This window comes from Bradyrhizobium sp. BR14999, assembly GCF_056106085.1.
This window is the reverse complement of sequence record NZ_CM148536.1, coordinates 99,338-116,782: the sequence shown is the minus strand read 5'-3', so window position 1 is coordinate 116,782 and position 17,445 is coordinate 99,338. Positions and strand designations below refer to the sequence as shown.

The 17,445-nt window shown below is 63.9% G+C and carries 17 protein-coding genes; 10 read left to right on the top strand and 7 right to left on the bottom strand.

Features of this window, described 5'->3' with window-relative positions:
• The first annotated feature begins 72 nt into the window (after nucleotides 1-72).
• The 7 genes from ACR9YP_RS00535 (at nucleotide 73) to ACR9YP_RS00505 (ending at nucleotide 6,570) form a co-directional block, all read left to right on the top strand.
• Nucleotides 73-1,074, top strand: coding sequence for a sulfate ABC transporter substrate-binding protein (locus ACR9YP_RS00535; RefSeq protein ID WP_438104648.1), 1,002 nt, complete (start codon nucleotides 73-75; stop codon nucleotides 1,072-1,074).
• 39 nt (nucleotides 1,075-1,113) lie between these two features.
• The gene (gene cysT / locus ACR9YP_RS00530) at nucleotides 1,114-1,950 is read left to right on the top strand and encodes a sulfate ABC transporter permease subunit CysT (RefSeq protein WP_438104650.1); all 837 of its coding nucleotides are present in this window, start codon (nucleotides 1,114-1,116) and stop codon (nucleotides 1,948-1,950) included.
• A gap of 10 nt (nucleotides 1,951-1,960) precedes the next feature.
• Nucleotides 1,961-2,872, top strand: a complete 912-nt coding sequence (gene cysW, locus ACR9YP_RS00525) for a sulfate ABC transporter permease subunit CysW (protein WP_438104652.1) — start codon at nucleotides 1,961-1,963, stop codon at nucleotides 2,870-2,872.
• Nucleotides 2,862-3,896, top strand: a complete 1,035-nt coding sequence (locus ACR9YP_RS00520) for a sulfate/molybdate ABC transporter ATP-binding protein (protein ID WP_438104654.1) — start codon at nucleotides 2,862-2,864, stop codon at nucleotides 3,894-3,896. Before cysW ends, ACR9YP_RS00520 begins: the two co-directional genes overlap by 11 nt.
• 126 nt (nucleotides 3,897-4,022) lie before the next feature.
• Nucleotides 4,023-4,526 (top strand): CAP domain-containing protein, encoded by a 504-nt coding sequence (locus ACR9YP_RS00515; protein ID WP_128936603.1) that lies wholly within the window; start codon nucleotides 4,023-4,025, stop codon nucleotides 4,524-4,526.
• A gap of 78 nt (nucleotides 4,527-4,604) precedes the next feature.
• A complete protein-coding gene (locus tag ACR9YP_RS00510) occupies nucleotides 4,605-5,780 on the top strand; it encodes a DUF3734 domain-containing protein (RefSeq protein WP_438104656.1) in 1,176 nt (391 codons plus the stop codon).
• A 1-nt stretch (nucleotide 5,781) separates the two neighbouring features.
• A complete protein-coding gene (locus ACR9YP_RS00505; protein ID WP_438104658.1) occupies nucleotides 5,782-6,570 on the top strand; it encodes a 3-hydroxybutyrate dehydrogenase in 789 nt (262 codons plus the stop codon).
• Between the two features lie 133 nt (nucleotides 6,571-6,703).
• Here ACR9YP_RS00505 and ACR9YP_RS00500 read toward each other — a convergent pair whose 3' ends face one another.
• The 3 genes from ACR9YP_RS00500 to ACR9YP_RS00490 all read right to left on the bottom strand — a co-directional run bounded on the left by ACR9YP_RS00500 (nucleotide 6,704) and on the right by ACR9YP_RS00490 (nucleotide 10,210).
• Nucleotides 6,704-7,528, bottom strand: a complete 825-nt coding sequence (locus ACR9YP_RS00500) for a sulfite exporter TauE/SafE family protein (RefSeq protein ID WP_438104659.1) — start codon at nucleotides 7,526-7,528, stop codon at nucleotides 6,704-6,706.
• A gap of 187 nt (nucleotides 7,529-7,715) precedes the next feature.
• Nucleotides 7,716-9,083: an oligosaccharide flippase family protein gene (locus ACR9YP_RS00495; protein WP_474218801.1), complete on the bottom strand. Its 1,368-nt coding sequence runs from the start codon at nucleotides 9,081-9,083 to the stop codon at nucleotides 7,716-7,718.
• A 284-nt stretch (nucleotides 9,084-9,367) separates the two neighbouring features.
• On the bottom strand, nucleotides 9,368-10,210 hold the full coding sequence (locus ACR9YP_RS00490) for a protein-disulfide reductase DsbD domain-containing protein (RefSeq protein ID WP_438104663.1): 843 nt from the start codon (nucleotides 10,208-10,210) through the stop codon (nucleotides 9,368-9,370).
• Nucleotides 10,211-10,351: 141 nt separating this feature from the next.
• Between ACR9YP_RS00490 and ACR9YP_RS00485 the strand changes: the two genes are divergently transcribed.
• The gene (locus ACR9YP_RS00485) at nucleotides 10,352-10,996 is read left to right on the top strand and encodes a YqgE/AlgH family protein (protein WP_091881355.1); all 645 of its coding nucleotides are present in this window, start codon (nucleotides 10,352-10,354) and stop codon (nucleotides 10,994-10,996) included.
• Nucleotides 10,997-11,194: 198 nt separating this feature from the next.
• On the opposite strand, the gene ACR9YP_RS00480 is transcribed toward ACR9YP_RS00485, so the two are convergent.
• From ACR9YP_RS00480 to ACR9YP_RS00465, 4 genes are all read right to left on the bottom strand, one after another.
• Complete coding sequence (locus ACR9YP_RS00480; protein ID WP_438103448.1) at nucleotides 11,195-12,484, bottom strand: IS4 family transposase; 1,290 nt, start codon at nucleotides 12,482-12,484, stop codon at nucleotides 11,195-11,197.
• Between the two features lie 214 nt (nucleotides 12,485-12,698).
• Complete coding sequence (locus ACR9YP_RS00475) at nucleotides 12,699-14,069, bottom strand: IS4 family transposase (protein WP_474218800.1); 1,371 nt, start codon at nucleotides 14,067-14,069, stop codon at nucleotides 12,699-12,701.
• A gap of 232 nt (nucleotides 14,070-14,301) precedes the next feature.
• Nucleotides 14,302-15,192 carry a TauD/TfdA dioxygenase family protein gene (locus ACR9YP_RS00470; protein WP_474218799.1) on the bottom strand — a complete coding sequence of 297 codons (891 nt, stop codon included), beginning with the start codon at nucleotides 15,190-15,192 and terminating at the stop codon, nucleotides 14,302-14,304.
• Nucleotides 15,193-15,288: 96 nt separating this feature from the next.
• Nucleotides 15,289-16,068, bottom strand: coding sequence for an SDR family NAD(P)-dependent oxidoreductase (locus ACR9YP_RS00465; RefSeq protein ID WP_438104667.1), 780 nt, complete (start codon nucleotides 16,066-16,068; stop codon nucleotides 15,289-15,291).
• A 96-nt stretch (nucleotides 16,069-16,164) separates the two neighbouring features.
• On the opposite strand from ACR9YP_RS00465, the gene ACR9YP_RS00460 reads away from it, so the two are divergent.
• Complete coding sequence (locus ACR9YP_RS00460) at nucleotides 16,165-16,899, top strand: SDR family NAD(P)-dependent oxidoreductase (RefSeq protein WP_474218798.1); 735 nt, start codon at nucleotides 16,165-16,167, stop codon at nucleotides 16,897-16,899.
• 151 nt (nucleotides 16,900-17,050) lie between these two features.
• On the top strand, nucleotides 17,051-17,425 hold the full coding sequence (locus ACR9YP_RS00455) for a CsbD family protein (RefSeq protein ID WP_091881369.1): 375 nt from the start codon (nucleotides 17,051-17,053) through the stop codon (nucleotides 17,423-17,425).
• Nucleotides 17,426-17,445 lie beyond the last annotated feature (20 nt).

The window sequence follows — 17,445 nt, the reverse complement described above, 5'->3', positions numbered from 1 at the left end:
CCGTTGACTTAAGAGCGTTTCGACCCGAGTTATGCCTGCACGCCTTCGCTGACACCGACGTCACCGAAGTGAATGGAGATGGACATGATGCGCCGTATCGTTCCGCTCGCTGCAGGACTTCTCTGGGCAAGCTCGGCTCTCGCCGCTGACATCAATCTGCTGAACGTGTCGTACGATCCGACGCGCGAGCTCTATGCCGAATTCAATAAGGCGTTCGCGAACGCCTATCAGAAGGAAACCGGCAAGAGCGTCGAGATCAAGCAGTCGCATGGCGGCAGTGGTTCGCAGGCGCGCGCGGTGATCGACGGATTGCAGGCCGATGTGGTGACGCTCGCGCTCGCCTATGACATCGACGCCATCGCCGCCAAGGGCCTCACCACAGCCGATTGGCAGAAGCGGCTGCCGCAGAATTCATCACCCTATACCTCGACCATCGTCTTCCTGGTGCGCAAGGGCAACCCCAAGGCCATCAAGGACTGGGACGATTTGATCAAGCCGGGCGTCGCCGTGATCACGCCGAACCCGAAGACATCAGGTGGCGCGCGCTGGAATTATCTCGCGGCGTGGGGTTTTGCGCAGAAGAAGTTCGGCTCGGCCGACAAGGCCAAGGACTTCATCGGAAGGCTTTATCAGCAGGTGCCGGTGCTCGATACCGGCGCACGTGGCGCCACCGTGACCTTCGTCGAGCGCGGCGTCGGCGACGTGTTGCTCGCCTGGGAGAACGAGGCGTTCCTCGCGCTGAAGGAGTTCGGCGCGAACAAGTTCGAGATCGTGGCGCCGCCGCAATCTATTCTCGCCGAACCCCCGGTCGCCATCGTCGACAAGGTTGCCGACAAAAAAGGCACCCGCAACGCCGCCGATGCCTATCTCCAATATTGGTACACCAAAGAGGGGCAGGAGATCGCCGCGCGCAATTTCTACCGCCCGCGCGATCCCGAAATCGCCAAGAAGCACGAAAGCGCCTTCGCCAAGGTCGAGCTGTTCACGATCGACGACGTCTTTGGCGGCTGGACCAAGGCGCAGCGGGAACATTTTGCAGACGGCGGCGTCTTTGATCAGATCTACAAGAACTGATCGGGCGTTGTCTTTAGGGGGCTTTTAGCAGGGGGCCTGGTGAGCGCACTCGCAGTACGACGCCGGACATTGCCGGGCTTCGGTCTCACCATGGGACTGACGCTTTCCTGGCTGTCCGTCATCATCCTGATTCCGCTCGCCGGTCTGTTCCTGAGATCGCTCGAGCTGAGCCCGGAACAGTTCTGGAACATCGTTTCCAGCCGCCGCACGCTGAACGCGCTCCGCGTCTCCTTTGGCCTCGCCTTCGCCGCGGCCTGCGTCAATCTGGTGATGGGCAGCATCATCGTCTGGGCGCTGGTGCGCTATCGCTTTCCCGGCCGGCGGCTGTTCGATGCCATCGTCGACGTGCCCTTCGCGCTCCCCACCGCGGTCGCCGGCGTCGCGTTGACCGCGCTGTTCGCCGAGAAGGGCTGGTTAGGGGCGCCACTCGCGGCGCTCGGCATCAAGGTCGCGTTCACGCCGGTCGGCATCTTCGTCGCCATGATCTTCATCGGCATTCCCTTCGTGGTGCGCACGGTGCAGCCGGTGCTCCAGGATCTCGACCCCGAGATCGAGGAGGCCGCGGGCAGCCTGGGCGCCAACCGCTGGCAGACCATTATCCGCGTGATCCTGCCGTCGCTCGCACCGGCGCTGCTCACCGGCCTTGCGCTCGCCTTCGCGCGTGCGGTCGGTGAATATGGCTCGGTGATCTTCATCGCCGGCAATCTGCCCAATGTCTCCGAGATCGCGCCGCTGCTGATTGTGATCCGGCTGTCCGAATTCCGCTACGCCGACGCGACCGCGATCGCGGTGGTCATGCTCGTCGTCTCCTTCGTCATCATCTTTGCCGTCAACCGGCTCCAGCGCTGGGCGCGGAGCCGGATCCCGGAGCGTTGAGGGGGATGCGATGACGTTGCAGATCGCAGAATCCGCTTCGCTGGTCTCGCCCGATGCGCGCGCACGCGCGCATGCGGCCGCGGCGCGCGACAGCCTGCGTACCGAACCCAGGGCGGTGCGCATCACCATCATCGCGCTGGCGATGATCTTCCTCACCGTCTTCGTCGTGCTGCCGCTCGTCGTGGTGTTCGCCCAGGCGTTCTCGAAAGGAATCCTCGCCTATCTCGCCGCGCTGGCCGAGCCGGAGGCGCTGGCTGCGATCAGGCTGACGCTGCTGGTCGCCGCGATCTCGGTCGGCCTCAATCTTGTCTTTGGTCTCATCGCGGCCTGGGCCATCGCCAAGTTCGACTTCAAGGGCAAGACCTTCCTGATCACGCTGATCGACCTGCCGTTCTCGGTGAGCCCGGTGATCTCGGGCCTAGTCTTCGTGCTGCTGTTCGGCGCGCAGGGCTATTTCGGTACCTGGCTGCGCGAGCACGACATCCAGATCCTGTTCGCGGTGCCCGGCATTGCGCTCGCCACCACCTTCGTGACCTTCCCCTTCGTGGCGCGCGCGCTGATCCCGCTGATGCAGGAGCAGGGCACGCAGGAGGAGGAAGCGGCGATCTCGCTCGGCGCCTCGGGCCTGCAAACCTTCTTCCGCGTCACGCTGCCGAACATCAAATGGGGCGTGCTCTATGGCGTGCTGCTCTGTAACGCGCGCGCGATGGGTGAGTTCGGCGCGGTCTCGGTCGTTTCCGGTCACATCCGCGGCGAGACCAACACCATGCCGCTCCTGGTCGAGATCCTCTACAACGAGTACCAGTTCGTCGCCGCCTTCGCGATCGCCTCGCTGCTGGCGATGCTGGCGCTGATCACGCTGATCGCAAAAACTGTTCTCGAACGTCATCTGGACGAAGGACAAGACGCCCGTGACCATTGAAGTCAGGAATCTCGTCAAGAAGTTCGGCAGCTTCAAAGCCCTCGACGGCGTCGATCTCAAGGTCGACAATGGCGAGCTGGTCGCGCTGCTCGGGCCATCAGGCTCCGGCAAGACCACGCTGCTGCGGATCATCGCCGGCCTCGACTGGCCCGACGCTGGCGACGTCTCCTTCAACGGCGAGGACGCGCTGGCGCAGGGCGCGCGCGAACGGCATGTGGGCTTCGTGTTCCAGCACTACGCGCTATTCCGCCACATGACCGTGTTCGAGAACGTCGCCTTCGGCCTGCGCGTGCAGCCACGCGCTGTCCGGAAAGACGAGGCCACGATCCGTGCGCGGGTGAAGGAGCTGCTCGATCTCGTGCAGCTCGACTGGCTCGCCGACCGCTATCCGAGCCAGCTTTCCGGCGGTCAGCGCCAGCGCATCGCGCTCGCCCGCGCCCTCGCGATCGAGCCGCGCATCCTCTTGCTCGATGAGCCCTTCGGTGCGCTCGATGCCAAGGTGCGCAAAGAGCTGCGCCGATGGCTGCGCTCGCTGCACCACGAGATCAACGTCACCTCGATCTTCGTCACCCACGACCAAGAGGAGGCGCTTGAGGTCGCCAATCGCGTCGTGGTGATGGACAAGGGCCGGATCGAGCAGATCGGCTCGCCCGACGACGTCTATGAAAGCCCGGCGACCGCCTTCGTCCACGGCTTCATCGGCGAATGCATCGAGCTCCCGGTCGAAGTGGGCGGCGGCGTGATCAGGCTTGGCGACCGGCCGCTGCGGCTTGCTGCGGATGGGCTTGCGCCTGGCGCGTCAAAACTGTTCGTGCGGCGACATGACATGCTGGTCGGCCCGCCCGGCTCCGGCGCCTTCGAGGGCGCGGTTCAGCATGTCCGCAATTTCGGCCCCGTGCAGCGCGCCGAGGTCGCGCTGTCAGGCGGCGAGACCATCGAGATCGACGCACCCCGCGACAGGGAACTGCGCGCCGGCGACACGATCGGGCTCGAACCGCGCCGCTACCGGATATTTGCGGGCTAGATCCCCGTCATTCCGGGATGGCCCGAAGGACCAGACCCGGAATGACACCGAGCAGATTTTCCTCAAAATTCACCTTTCAGCCACGGTTGGTATGCAACAACGGCCCCTCATTTGGGGGCCTGATTCATGCGCGCTGCGGCCGCAATATCAATCACTTTGCTTTTGGCCGGCTGCGCCGGCAACGAAGCCCCGGTCCAGCAGCCGTCCATGTATACCGACATGGCGGTCCCGGGCGCCAAGCTCGATGCGCAGGCGGCCGCCGTGATGATCTCGCAATACCGCCAGAACAACGGGCTCGGTACCGTCATGATCGATCCCGATTTGATGCTGCTCGCCGAATCCCAGTCCCAGGCCATGGCGGCCGCCAACAAGATGGACCATGACGTTCGCGCGCCACTCGCCAAGCGGCTCGCCGGCGGTGGCTATCCCGCGACCGTGGCGGTCGAGAACGTCTCGGCCGGCTATCACACGCTGGCGGAAGCGTTTTCCGGCTGGCGCGACTCGCCGCCCCACCGCGCCAACATGCTCAAGGGCGGTGTCACAAAATTGGGCATTGCGGCGGGCTATGCTCCCGGCACCAAATACAAGGTGTTCTGGACCATGATCCTGGCTTCGACGGACCCGCGATAAGCCAGACTTGATCCCGGGATGCATTGACGCCGCGGCGGACTGTCGCCACGGTGGCTCGCCTTTTGCTATTGTTCCCTCATGACAGATCATAGTCCGGACTCCGCCAGCATCCCCGCGAATGCGCAACGCGTCCTGGTCCTCCAGGGCGGTGGTGCGCTCGGCTCGTACCAGGCCGGCGCCTTCCAGGCGCTGTGCGGCCACGGCTTCGAGCCGGAATGGGTCGCCGGCATCTCCATCGGAGCGATTAACGCCGCCATCATCGCCGGCAACGAGGGCCGCACCCGCGTCGAGCGGCTGAAGGAATTCTGGGAGATGGTGTCGGCGCCGGTGCCGTGGAAGCCGATCGGCAAGAGCGATCACAGCCGCGAGCTGTTCAACTCGACGAGCGCAGCGCTGATCGCGACCTTCGGCGTGCCCGGTTTCTTCGTGCCGCGCGTTCCACCGGCGCCGCTGTGGCCGCCGGGCCACCCTGAGGCGGAGAGCTATTACGACACCGCGCCGCTGAAGAAGACGCTGGAGCGTCTGGTCGATTTCGACCGCATCAACGATGTGAAGACGCGTCTGTCGATCGGTGCGGTCGGCGTCACCTCCGGCAACTTCAAATATTTCGACAATTACGAGTTCAAGAAGCTCGGCAAGAGAATCGGCCCCGAGCACATCATGGCGTCCGGCGCGCTGCCGCCGGGCTTTCCGTCCGTGATCATCGATGGCGAGCACTATTGGGACGGCGGTATCGCCTCCAACACGCCGCTCGATTACGTGCTCGATGCCGAGCTCGCCCGCGACATGCTGATCTTCCAGGTCGATTTGTTTTCCGCGCGCGGCGATTTGCCGACCTCGCTGCTCGAGGCCGCCGAGCGCGAGAAGGACATCCGCTATTCCAGCCGCACGCGGATGAACACCGACAAGAACAAGCAGCTGCACAACGCCCGCCGGGCGGTGCGCGATCTCATCAGCAAGTTGCCGGATTATCTCAAGAACGATCCCTCCGTCGAATTCCTCGCGAAAGCGGCGCGCGAAAGCACCGTCACGGTGGTGCACCTGATCTACCGCAGCAAGAACTACGAATCCTCGTCCAAGGACTACGACTTCTCGCATGTCGCCATGGTCGAGCATTGGGAAGCCGGTGTGCGCGACGTGCATCTGTCGATGCGCCACAAGGACTGGCTCGAGAAGCCGCAGTCCGGCGAGACCATGGTGACCTACGATCTCACGGGGGACGTCACCGCACCCCCGGCAAAAAGGAGCGAATGAAATGGGTAGTCTGTCAGGCAAGAACGCCGTCGTGACCGGATCGACCAGCGGCATCGGGCTCGCTTACGCACGCGCCTTCGCCGCCGCCGGCGCCAACGTGGTCATCAACGGCTTCGGCTCGCCCGAGGACATCGAGAAGGAACGCGCCAAGATCGAGTCCGATTTCAAGGTCAAGGCGATCTACTCGCCCGCCGACATGACCAAGCCCGCCGAGGTCGCCGGGATGATCGCGCTCGGCGAGAAGACGCTCGGTTCGGTCGATATCCTCGTCAACAATGCCGGCATCCAGTTCGTCTCGCCGATCGAGGAGTTTCCGCTCGAGAAGTGGGACCAGATCATCGCCATCAACCTGTCCTCGGCCTTCCATGCCATCCGTGCTGCCGTGCCCGGCATGAAGAAGAAGGGCTGGGGCCGCATCATCAACACGGCGTCGGCGCACTCGCTCGTTGCCTCGCCCTTCAAGTCGGCCTATGTCTCGGCCAAGCACGGCATCGCCGGTCTCACCAAGACCGTGGCGCTGGAAGTTGCGACCCACAAGATCACCTGCAACTGCATCAGCCCCGGCTATGTCTGGACGCCGCTGGTCGAGAAGCAGATCCCCGACACGATGAAGGCGCGCAATCTGACGCGCGAGCAGGTCATCAACGACGTGCTGCTCGATGCGCAGCCGACCAAGGAGTTCGTCACCTCCGATCAGGTCGCCGCGCTCGCCCTGTTCCTGTGCAGCGACGATGCCGCGCAGATCACCGGTACCAATCTCTCGATCGATGGCGGCTGGACCGCGGAGTAAGCGCTCGATGCCGTAGGGTGGGCAAAGGCGCGTCAGCGCCGTGCCCACCATTTTTCCACGCTTGAAAGAAGTGGTGGGCACGCTTTCGCTTTGCCCACCCTACGAAAGTGAGAACGGAGCGGCAGCCTCTCGCTCAATGCGTCCAGGCCAGCGCCGTCACGAAGGCCGTCGACAAATTCAGCTCCGCAAACATGATCTTGCCGGCGACCACGAACAGCACGCTGGCAAGCGTCAGGCGCAGCACCGTTTCAGGGACGCGCGTCGCGCTGAAACTGCCGACGATGATGCCGGGCAGCGAGCCCATCAGCAGCACGCCCATCAGCGCCCAGTCCACGTCACCGAGCCCCCAGTGTCCGATGCCGGCAACCAGCGTCAGCGGCACGGCATGGGCGATGTCGGAGCCGACGATGGTCGCCATCGGCAGGCGCGGGTAGAGCAGCAGCAATACGGTGACGCCGACCGCACCGGCGCCGACCGACGAGATCGAGACCAGCACGCCGAGCACGATTCCGGTGATCACTGTCGCGATTGCAGTGGTGCGCTCGTCGATCCGCTCGAGGCGTTTCCGGTAGCGATCCATGATCGACTGGCGGAAGATCAGCGACGTCGCAGTCAGGATCAGCGCAAAGCACAGCACCAGATTGACCAGGCTGCGCTCGGTATCGCTCTTGAGGTCGAGCTTCCACAGCACCAGCAGCGTCACCGCGCTCGCCGGAATGCTGCCGCAGGCGAGCCGCAGCACCGCCGGCCAGTGCACGCTGCGCGACCAGCCATGGACCACGCTGCCGCCGGTCTTGGTGGCGGCGGCATAGAGCAGGTCGGTCCCGACCGCCGTGGAGGGATGAACGCCGAACAGCAGGATCAGGAGCGGCGTCATCAACGAGCCGCCGCCTACGCCGGTCATCCCGACCAGCAGGCCGACGCCGAAGCCAGAGGCGACGTAGAGTGGATCAAACATGTCCGGGGAATCTTAGGTTGGTCTCGTCGGTTGGGCAATACGACGTAGAATGAACTTTCTCCGGCATGCAACTGTTTGGATCAAATAAGAAAAATCATGCTGCAGGTGGGAGATGCATAGCCATTTTGCCCTGTTCACCGGCGTCTTGCGAAACCGCCGTTCCCCAACGGGCAGATAGCCGCATGGCCTATTTTCCAAACGCCAGCACGTGCAGGCCGAGGCGCTGCCGCACGATCCAGAACAGCAGCACCGTCTCGAAGCTGAGCGAGATCGAGGTCGCGGCCGCGGCGCCGTGGCCACCGTAGCGCGGTACCAGCGCGATGCAGAGCACGACGTTCATCACGAAGGCCAGCGCATAAGCGAGCGCGCAGATTCTTTGCTGGCCGAGCATGTTGAGCAGCCGCTCGACCGGCCCTATCGCGGAGCGCACCACCAGCCCGATCGCGGCAACGAACATGATGTCGTAGCCGACCACAAATTGCGGCCCGAACAGCCAGAGCAGCGGCTTGCCGAGCGCAAGCAGCACGATGGTCGCCGCCAGCGACGGCCAGAACGTCCAGCTGATGGCGTGCGCCACATAGGCCGACAGCCGCGCCTTGTCGCCGCTTGCGTTGTATTCGGCGAAGCGATGCGCGGTCGTCGCCGACATCGCGTAGTGGATGAAGGAGACCAGCGCCAGCGTCTTGACCACGGCAAAATAGACGCCGACCTCGTCGGAGGGGCGGAACTGCTGGAGCACCAGTACGTCGGTGTAGGACAGCAGCAGGTAAAAGCTCTCGACCAGCAGGATCGGCAGCGAGATGGCGAGCCAGCCGCCGATGTCGTAGGCCTTGGAGCCCGGCTCGATGTGATCGGCGAGCTTGCGGTTCAGCACCACCATCTGCCCGGCCATCGCGATCCACACGGCACCTAGGCTCGCGATCATCGCGGCGACCGCCCCGAGATGATAGCCGAGCAGGAAGGCAGAGGCCGTGATGCCGATGATCAGCGCCTGGCGGATGATGAATTGCGGCATCAGCCCGAGCTGCATCCAGTCGTGCGAGCGCGCGATGCCGTCCTGGGTGTTGGCGACGACGAAGGCCGGCAGCGTCATGCAGCCGATATAGAGCGGCAGCACCTCGGCCGGATCGATCCAGGGCGAAAGCAGCCTGACGATGCCGGCGAGGCCGAGCGACACCAGCGCGGAGACGGCAAAGGTCAGCCAGCGGCTGCCGGAGAGAAAGCCGCGCAGCAACGCATGCTCGCCGCGGGCGCGGTACTCCGGAATGATCTTTTGCGCGGAAGCGGAGATGCCGAAATCCATCATGCTGCCGAGCAGCAGCACCCAGGTCCAGACATAGACATAGACGCCGTAGTCGGACGTGCCCATCCAGCGCGCGAGCAGCACCTGCGAGACATAGGCGAGGCCTGCGCTGACGACGCGGATGATGAAGATGGTGCCGGCCAGCCGCCGCGTCAGCGAGGCCTCGCTCGAGCCGCCCGTCAGCCTGCCGCGCAGCCGCGCGATCAACCCGGCCGGTCCGGTCGTTGCGGGTTGTGCATCCATCACGGCCAATTCGAGATCCCCGGGGGTTCCGCTTGCTGCGGCCTGCCCGGGAATTAGCAACCATTCGTTAAGATTCGGTTGGGTGGGAGTGCTGTCGCAACCCCAACGTCGTCCTGGCGAAAGCCAGGACCCATTACCCCAGGGAGAAGTTGGACGAAGGCTCGGGGCTATGAGTTCGCGCCACCACTACTCCCTGGGGTAATGGGTCCTGGATCTGCGCTCCGCCTGGACAACGCTACGCGTTGCCAAGAGCTGCGCTTGTCCAGGACGACCGCTGGGGTTGGGACGACGGCTCACTCCAAATTCGTATTGAACTCGTACGACTTGTCCGGCCCGATCAGCGTGAACTTCAGCGCCGCACCGTCGGGCTTGGCGCCCGGCGGCAGCCCCTCGAGCTCGAAGGAGAATCGCTTTACATCTGCCGGGCTGGGCTGGACCGGGGCCGGAATCGGCAGCGCCCAATCGGGCGTCGGCCCTTCCACGAACAGATTGACGTTGCGCGCGTCCGCCGGCGCGACCACGTCGACGACCACCTTGGTGGCGCCGTTACGCTTGACGTCGCGGATGGTGAGCGGGTTGGGGTCGCCGATATTGGCGGGCTTGGGCACGGTGTCGAGCGCTGCGCGCAGATTGGCGTCCTCGGTCGAGGCGACGCTGTTGAAGCCAAGCTCGGCGCGGGCCTCGACGGGGATGCAGAGCTTCTCGCACACGGCATAGTTGATCTCGGCGCGCAAGGTCACCGGCTTGTCGGCGGCCTTGGCGACGATGCGCAGGGGCAGCACGATCTGGTCGCGATAGCCGATCGAATGACCGCCCGCGCCGTCGTCGAACTTCAGCGGCGCCGGCCACATGACCGTCACCGCCTCGACATTGTCCGACTTGGAGAAGTCGAACCGCGGCGGAACGCCGGAGTCGCCGGGCGTACGCCAGTAGGTCTTCCAGCCTGGCTGGAGCTGGAAGGCGATACCGCCAAGCAGGACGGCGCCGCTACGTGACCCCGCGACCAGCCGCACTGCGGAATGTCCGTCGCGTTGCCAGGGCGAAGCGTCGTCGGCACGGGCTGCGATGGCCAGCGACGACGCAAGCAGGGTTGTCGCGACGCCAATCGCCGCACGCAAGGGAACTATGCTGGACATGGCACGTCTTTACAGGGTGGCCCCGGGGCAAACCATTGAATTGCTTGTGATGGATGCATCTGAATCAAGTCTCTGCAAGCCTTGATTTGACAGCCGTCGGGCCCGACATCAGGATAGGAATTGAACCCGGAGTGCTTCACCATGGCTCCTACAGGCAAAAGGACGGGCGAGAGCACCCGCAGCGCAGGCCCCGCGCTCCCCAATTCGGCCGGTTATCTCGACGGCCGGCTCCTAATTGCGATGCCCGTGATGGGCGATCCCCGTTTCGAGCGCTCCGTGATCTATCTCTGTGCCCATTCTGCCGAAGGCGCGATGGGCATCATCGTCAATCACCCCGCCGGCTCCATCGACTTCCCCGAGCTCCTGATGCAGCTCGGCATCATCAAGAAGGGCGAGCACATCAAGCTGCCGGAAAACGCCGAAAGCATGAAAGTGCTGCGCGGCGGCCCGGTCGACACCGGGCGTGGCTTCGTGCTGCATTCCAGCGACTTCTACATTGAGAACGCGACGCTGCGGATCGACGAGGGCGTCTGCCTCACCGCGACCGTCGACATCCTGCGCGCGATCGCCAACGGCTCCGGCCCCAAGCACGCCATCCTCGCGCTCGGCTATGCCGGCTGGGCGCCGGGTCAGCTCGAGACCGAGATCCAGAGCAATGGCTGGCTGCATTGCGACGCCGACACTGACTTGATCTTCGGCGACGACGTCGACGACAAATACAACCGCGCCTTGCAGAAGATCGGCATCGATCCCGGCATGCTCTCCAACGAGGCCGGGCACGCGTAGTTCTCGTCGTCCTGGCGAAAGCCAGGACCCATTACCACAGGCTGTAGTTGCTGAAGAAGGCTGGCAACCACCAGCCTTCGTCAAACTGCGCTCGGTGGCAATGGGTCCTGGATCCGCGCTCGCTCCGCTCGCTGGTCCAGGACGACGATGGTGATTGACGCCGTCGCTTCACCCTCCAGCGTCGTCCCGGCGAAGGCCCTAGGGCATGCACATATCTCTGAGGCTCCATCCTGCTGCGACGGCGTGGAAGTATTCGAGGCCGTTCTTGAAGGTGATCGGGCCCGGCGGCTTGGACGATGGGTAGCCGTCCCAGCCGCCGAGGCGACCAATGATCCAGGCGGCCCAAGCGAGGCTATCGGGCGGATGTGGGTTCTTTAATCGCTTGCTCCCGGCTTCGAGTTGACGGTTGAGGGCGGTGAGCACGTTAATTTGGCCGTTGTCGAAGGCAGCGAGAATGGGTTGGCGACTGCCATTGCGGGCCTGCAGAAGTTGGATTGTGATGACGGCCGCCTTAGCGGCAATCGCGACCAGCTTGAGAAGGCGATCGGCGGTTCCGATCTGGCTGTCTTCGAGCTTGAAGCCTTGTGTCTTCAGGATGCGGAAGAACTGCTCGATGATCCAGCGTTGCTTGTACCATTGGACGATGCGCCAGGCGTCCTCGATGCCGGTAACCTCGTGAGAGGTGAGAAGCCGCCAGTGCAGCGGCTCTACCCCGGTTTCGGCATTGATCTCGCGCACATCGACCACCGCCAATGGCAAGCTTTCCGGCAGATGGCGCAGGAACTTACTCTGTGGGCGGGCGAGCTCGATTGCGCCAAAGCGAAGTTCGAGGTGAGCCAGGCGGGCGGGCCGCGCGGCGCGCGCAGGCAATTGGATCGCACGCCGATCCACCGCGGCCATGGCATCGCTGACCTCATACAAGCCGCTGCGGTCGGCAAGCTTGCGATCATGCATGCTGCGCGCGATGACGTGGAAGTGTTGCTCGGCCGAGCTGGCATAAAGGGCAAAAATATCGCTCTCGCGGTCACCCAGCACCGTCACCGCTGTGGCCTTGGTGAGGAGCGGCTTGGCCGCCATGGCAGTGGATATCCAGCGCTGCGATTCCTTGTCCGATAACTCCCGATCGTCGTGCGAGGTCGTGCGGCGACCTGTGCGCGTCCATATCTGCCCGCTCAAAAGTCCAAGACAGTTGCCGTCATCGGCATCCACAGCCAGCAGCGGATGCAGCAGCACGCCGTGGTTATTGCCTTTGCCGATTTCTCCGAGCCCGCGCCGGCGTTGCGGTGTGGTGTTGAAGTGGATCTCGCTGGTGTCCTGGATGGCCAGCACGTGGCGGCCCTCTACCGCAGCGACCGTGCTTTCGCTCCAGCTTTCGATGATCCGCTCCACCGTCACCTTGTCATGGCCAAGAAAGCGGTTGAACCGCACTTCCAGCGCGCGGTTCCCCCTGGAGAGCTGCCGAAGGCAGACAGTTTTGCCCACAACCATGCGTTCGACGAACGCCGCCCCCCTTTATCGAGACGACGATCCCCGAACCGGCCCAGCGTCCAGTCAATCCGTGACAACATCGCGGCACCCCGTCCAAATCATGGAGTGCCGCAATACGAATCACACAGAACTCTGATTCTGGAATCCTCCCAGGCCGATCCGAGTCAATCCGCCGCACCAGATATGTGCATGCCCTAGGGCGAAGGCCGGGACCCTACTCCGAGACAGGAATTGTCGAAGCGGGCTGGCAATGACCAGTCTTCGCCAAATCGCATCCTGTGGCTATGGGTCCCGGCCTACGCATGCACATATCTCTGAGGCTCCATCCTGCTGCGACGGCGTGGAAGTATTCGAGGCCGTTCTTGAAGGTGATCGGGCCCGGCGGCTTGGACGATGGGTAGCCGTCCCAGCCGCCGAGGCGACCAATGATCCAGGCGGCCCAAGCGAGGCTATCGGGCGGATGTGGGTTCTTTAATCGCTTGCTCCCGGCTTCGAGTTGACGGTTGAGGGCGGTGAGCACGTTAATTTGGCCGTTGTCGAAGGCAGCGAGAATGGGTTGGCGACTGCCATTGCGGGCCTGCAGAAGTTGGATTGTGATGACGGCCGCCTTAGCGGCAATCGCGACCAGCTTGAGAAGGCGATCGGCGGTTCCGATCTGGCTGTCTTCGAGCTTGAAGCCTTGTGTCTTCAGGATGCGGAAGAACTGCTCGATGATCCAGCGTTGCTTGTACCATTGGACGATGCGCCAGGCGTCCTCGATGCCGGTAACCTCGTGAGAGGTGAGAAGCCGCCAGTGCAGCGGCTCTACCCCGGTTTCGGCATTGATCTCGCGCACATCGACCACCGCCAATGGCAAGCTTTCCGGCAGATGGCGCAGGAACTTACTCTGTGGGCGGGCGAGCTCGATTGCGCCAAAGCGAAGTTCGAGGTGAGCCAGGCGGGCGGGCCGCGCGGCGCGCGCAGGCAATTGGATCGCACGCCGATCCACCGCGGCCATGGCATCGCTGACCTCATACAAGCCGCTGCGGTCGGCAAGCTTGCGATCATGCATGCTGCGCGCGATGACGTGGAAGTGTTGCTCGGCCGAGCTGGCATAAAGGGCAAAAATATCGCTCTCGCGGTCACCCAGCACCGTCACCGCTGTGGCCTTGGTGAGGAGCGGCTTGGCCGCCATGGCAGTGGATATCCAGCGCTGCGATTCCTTGTCCGATAACTCCCGATCGTCGTGCGAGGTCGTGCGGCGACCTGTGCGCGTCCATATCTGCCCGCTCAAAAGTCCAAGACAGTTGCCGTCATCGGCATCCACAGCCAGCAGCGGATGCAGCAGCACGCCGTGGTTATTGCCTTTGCCGATTTCTCCGAGCCCGCGCCGGCGTTGCGGTGTGGTGTTGAAGTGGATCTCGCTGGTGTCCTGGATGGCCAGCACGTGGCGGCCCTCTACCGCAGCGACCGTGCTTTCGCTCCAGCTTTCGATGATCCGCTCCACCGTCACCTTGTCATGGCCAAGAAAGCGGTTGAACCGCACTTCCAGCGCGCGGTTCCCCCTGGAGAGCTGCCGAAGGCAGACAGTTTTGCCCACAACCATGCGTTCGACGAACGCCGCCCCCCTTTATCGAGACGACGATCCCCGAACCGGCCCAGCGTCCAGTCAATCCGTGACAACATCGCGGCACCCCGTCCAAATCATGGAGTGCCGCAATACGAATCACACAGAACTCTGATTCTGGAATCCTCCCAGGCCGATCCGAGTCAATCCGCCGCACCAGATATGTGCATGCCCTAGGGCCTACGCCGGGACGACAGTGGTGTGTGACGCGCTACTCTGCCGCCTGCTGCTGCTGCACCGTCGGCTCGGTGCCGGCTACCGTCGCGCGGCGCATGTCGCGCGGTTGCGACTGGTCGTAGCGGCGGACGCGGTGCATGGTCTGGCGGTTGTCCCACATCACGAGATCATGCAGCTTCCATCTGTGGACGTAGACGAACTCTGCTTGCGTCGCGTGTTCGTTCAGATCGCGCAGCAGCAGCCGGCCCTCCGGCACGCTCATGCCGACGACCTTGCCGGCATGCGATGAGAGATACAGCGATTTGCGGCGATGCACGGGGTGCGTGCGCACCAGACGTTGCAGCACCGGCTTGAACATCTCCTTCTCGTCGTCGGTATATTCGGTGAAGCCGAGCGATCCCCGCGAATACATCAGCGAGTGCTCGCAGACGAAGTCCTCGATCTCCGCCTTGGTCTCGTCGTCGAGCGCGTCATAGGCGGCGCGCATGTCGGCGAATTCGGTGTTGCCGCCCTTCGGGTTCACCACGCGCGCCGACAGCAGCGAGAACTTTGCCGGAATGGGACGGAACGAGCTGTCGGAATGCCACAGGCAATTGCCGAGGTTGAACAGATGCGTGCGGCTGTCCTTCGCCAGCGGCTTGCCGTCCTTGCCGAGGTTCGAGACATCGTTCAGGCCGGATTGCAGCCGATAATCCTTCTCCTTGGTAACGGTGCCGCCGCGCGCATCCTCGCGCTGGCCGAAATTCAGCGCGAACGCCATCTGCTGCTCGTCGGTGATGTCCTGGTCGTGGAAGACCAGCACCGCGTATTTGTCCATGGCGGATTCGACTTCGCGCGCCTCCTCCGGCGTGAGCGGCTTTCGCAGGTCGAGGCCCGACACCTCACCGACGAAATGCTTCTGAAGCTGCCGGATGGCGATCGTCATGGCGTTTTCTCCCGCATCTGCGAGCGGTTTCCCCGCTCCGTTTGCGAAAAAATGACTCTCGCGTCCGGCGATGTCAACGCGCCGCGCGCATGGCTCTTACGCGTTGCGCGCCATCAGCCCGCCGTCGACCGGGATCACCGCGCCGGTGAGGAAAGAGGCGGCCGGCAGGCACAGGCTGAGCGTCATATGCGCAACCTCTTCAGGATCGCCGTAACGGCCGAGCGCAGTGCGGCGCTTGGCGTAGATCGTCTTGTGCTCCTCGGAGATGCGATCGGTGATTGCCGTGCGGATCGGACCGGGACAGATGCAGTTGACGGTGATGCCCTCGCGGCCGAGCTCCACGGCCAGCGAACGGGTGAGGCTCGCAACGCCGCCCTTCGCCGCCGAATAGGGGCTATGCAATGCAGTGGCGCCGAGCGCTTCGGTCGAGGCGATGTTGACGATGCGCGGGCTCTTCGACTTGCGCAGGTGCGGCAGCGCTGCGCGGATGACGCGCGGATGCGCCGTCAGCATCACGGCGAGGCCCTTGGCCCATGCGTCCTCATAGGTCTCGTCGTCGATCGCGACACGCACGGAGATGCCGGCATTGTTGACGACGATGTCGAGCCCGCCGAAATGCGCCGCGACATCGCCGACCACGCGCTTGATCTCGCCGGCATCGGCAACATCGAGCTTCCACGCCTTCGCTGTCCCGCTGCTTGCCGAGATCTCCTTGGCGACCGCATCGGCGCCGCGCTCGCCATAATCGGTGACGGCGACGTTCGCACCCTCAGCGGCGAACACGCGCGCGGTCGCGCGTCCCATGCCGCTGGCCGCGCCGGTGACGAGGACGGTCAGGCCCTTCACGGACCGGCTGAGCTGTTTGAATTCGGACATGCTGCTTCCTCGCGCCCAGCTTGTATTTGTTATGATTGACAAGGCTGGCATCGATCCGCAGACAGGTCAAACAAGCAAAACAAGAGGGAGGCCGCAATGAACGAGCTCGATTTCTCAGGCAAGCAGGTGCTGGTGGTCGGCGGTTCCAGCGGCATCGGCAACGGCATCGCGCAGGCCTTTCGCGCCAGGGGTGCGCATGTCGCGGTTTGCGGCACGCGTGCTCGGCCTGCGGACTATTCCACCGAGGAAGGCTCCGATCTCACGGGTCTCGCCTACGCGCAGCTCGACGTCAGCGATGCCGGTGCGATCGAAGCGTTCAAGCCGCCCTTCGAACGGCTCGACATCCTGGTGCTCGCGCAGGGCGCAGTGATCTATCGCCGCGGCGAATTCGAGATGGCGGGTTTTCGCAAGGTCGTCGAGGTCAATCTGATGAGCCTGATGGCGTGCGCGACGCGGTTTCATTCCATGCTGCGGGATGCGAAGGGCTCACTGATCATGGTGTCCTCGACCGCCGCCTATCATTCCACCATGGGCAATCCCGCCTACAACGCCTCGAAGACCGGCGCGGTCGGATTGACGCGCACGCTGGGCGAGGCCTGGGCCGAGGACGGCATCCGCGTCAACGGCATCGCGCCCGGGCTCGTCGACACCAAGATGACGAAGGTGACCACCGACAATCCCAAGCGGCTCGAAGGCGCGCTGGCGCGCATTCCGCTGCGGCGATTGGGCACGCCGGCCGACATGGCGGGCGCGGCGCTGTTCCTGGCTTCGCCGCTGTCGTCCTACATCGTCGGCCAGACGTTGGTCGTCGATGGCGGCCTTATCTTGTAGCCTGGATGAGCGAAGCGACATCCGGGACTTTGCTTGCGCGTTCCCGGGTATCGCTGCGCTCACCCGGGCTACGCGTTCTACACTTTCCTAAGCGCAAGGAACTGCGCTGCTTCTGATCGGTTACTTCGGCTGATCACCGAGGAGGATTATCATGGACGCGGATCGGATCATTGGATCAGCCAAGGAAATGGCGGGCGGCGTGGAAGGCACCGTGGGCGAGATGGCGGGAGACGCAAAAACGCAGGCCTCAGGCAAGGCACGGGAAGCCGCGGGGACAGTGCAGAATCTATACGGCCAGGCGAAGGACGCAGCGCGCGAAGCCGCGGACACGGCCACCAGCTACGCCAAGGATGCCTATGAGGCGAGCGGCGATACGTTCCGCGACGGCTCGCAGGCGATTGCGCGGAAGGTGCATGACAACCCGCTCGGCGCGCTGCTGATTGCCGGCGGCATCGGCTTCGCGCTCGCGCTTCTGATGTCGCGCCCCGCGCGCCGCCCGCCGCCGCGCTGGCGCTATTACGGCTAACAGCCAAGCCAATCATTCCG

What these genes read in the sequence shown, in the direction of transcription:
- ACR9YP_RS00535 (WP_438104648.1), top strand. Translation starts at nt 73, where the DNA reads ATGGAGATGGACATGATGCGCCGTATCGTTCCGCTCGCTGCAGGACTT.
- cysW (WP_438104652.1), top strand. Translation starts at nt 1,961, where the DNA reads ATGACGTTGCAGATCGCAGAATCCGCTTCGCTGGTCTCGCCCGATGCG.
- ACR9YP_RS00515 (WP_128936603.1), top strand. Translation starts at nt 4,023, where the DNA reads ATGCGCGCTGCGGCCGCAATATCAATCACTTTGCTTTTGGCCGGCTGC.
- ACR9YP_RS00510 (WP_438104656.1), top strand. Translation starts at nt 4,605, where the DNA reads ATGACAGATCATAGTCCGGACTCCGCCAGCATCCCCGCGAATGCGCAA.
- ACR9YP_RS00505 (WP_438104658.1), top strand. Translation starts at nt 5,782, where the DNA reads ATGGGTAGTCTGTCAGGCAAGAACGCCGTCGTGACCGGATCGACCAGC.
- ACR9YP_RS00500 (WP_438104659.1), bottom strand. Translation starts at nt 7,528, where the DNA reads ATGTTTGATCCACTCTACGTCGCCTCTGGCTTCGGCGTCGGCCTGCTG.
- ACR9YP_RS00490 (WP_438104663.1), bottom strand. Translation starts at nt 10,210, where the DNA reads ATGTCCAGCATAGTTCCCTTGCGTGCGGCGATTGGCGTCGCGACAACC.
- ACR9YP_RS00485 (WP_091881355.1), top strand. Translation starts at nt 10,352, where the DNA reads ATGGCTCCTACAGGCAAAAGGACGGGCGAGAGCACCCGCAGCGCAGGC.
- ACR9YP_RS00480 (WP_438103448.1), bottom strand. Translation starts at nt 12,484, where the DNA reads ATGGTTGTGGGCAAAACTGTCTGCCTTCGGCAGCTCTCCAGGGGGAAC.
- ACR9YP_RS00475 (WP_474218800.1), bottom strand. Translation starts at nt 14,069, where the DNA reads ATGGTTGTGGGCAAAACTGTCTGCCTTCGGCAGCTCTCCAGGGGGAAC.
- ACR9YP_RS00470 (WP_474218799.1), bottom strand. Translation starts at nt 15,192, where the DNA reads ATGACGATCGCCATCCGGCAGCTTCAGAAGCATTTCGTCGGTGAGGTG.
- ACR9YP_RS00465 (WP_438104667.1), bottom strand. Translation starts at nt 16,068, where the DNA reads ATGTCCGAATTCAAACAGCTCAGCCGGTCCGTGAAGGGCCTGACCGTC.
- ACR9YP_RS00460 (WP_474218798.1), top strand. Translation starts at nt 16,165, where the DNA reads ATGAACGAGCTCGATTTCTCAGGCAAGCAGGTGCTGGTGGTCGGCGGT.
- ACR9YP_RS00455 (WP_091881369.1), top strand. Translation starts at nt 17,051, where the DNA reads ATGGACGCGGATCGGATCATTGGATCAGCCAAGGAAATGGCGGGCGGC.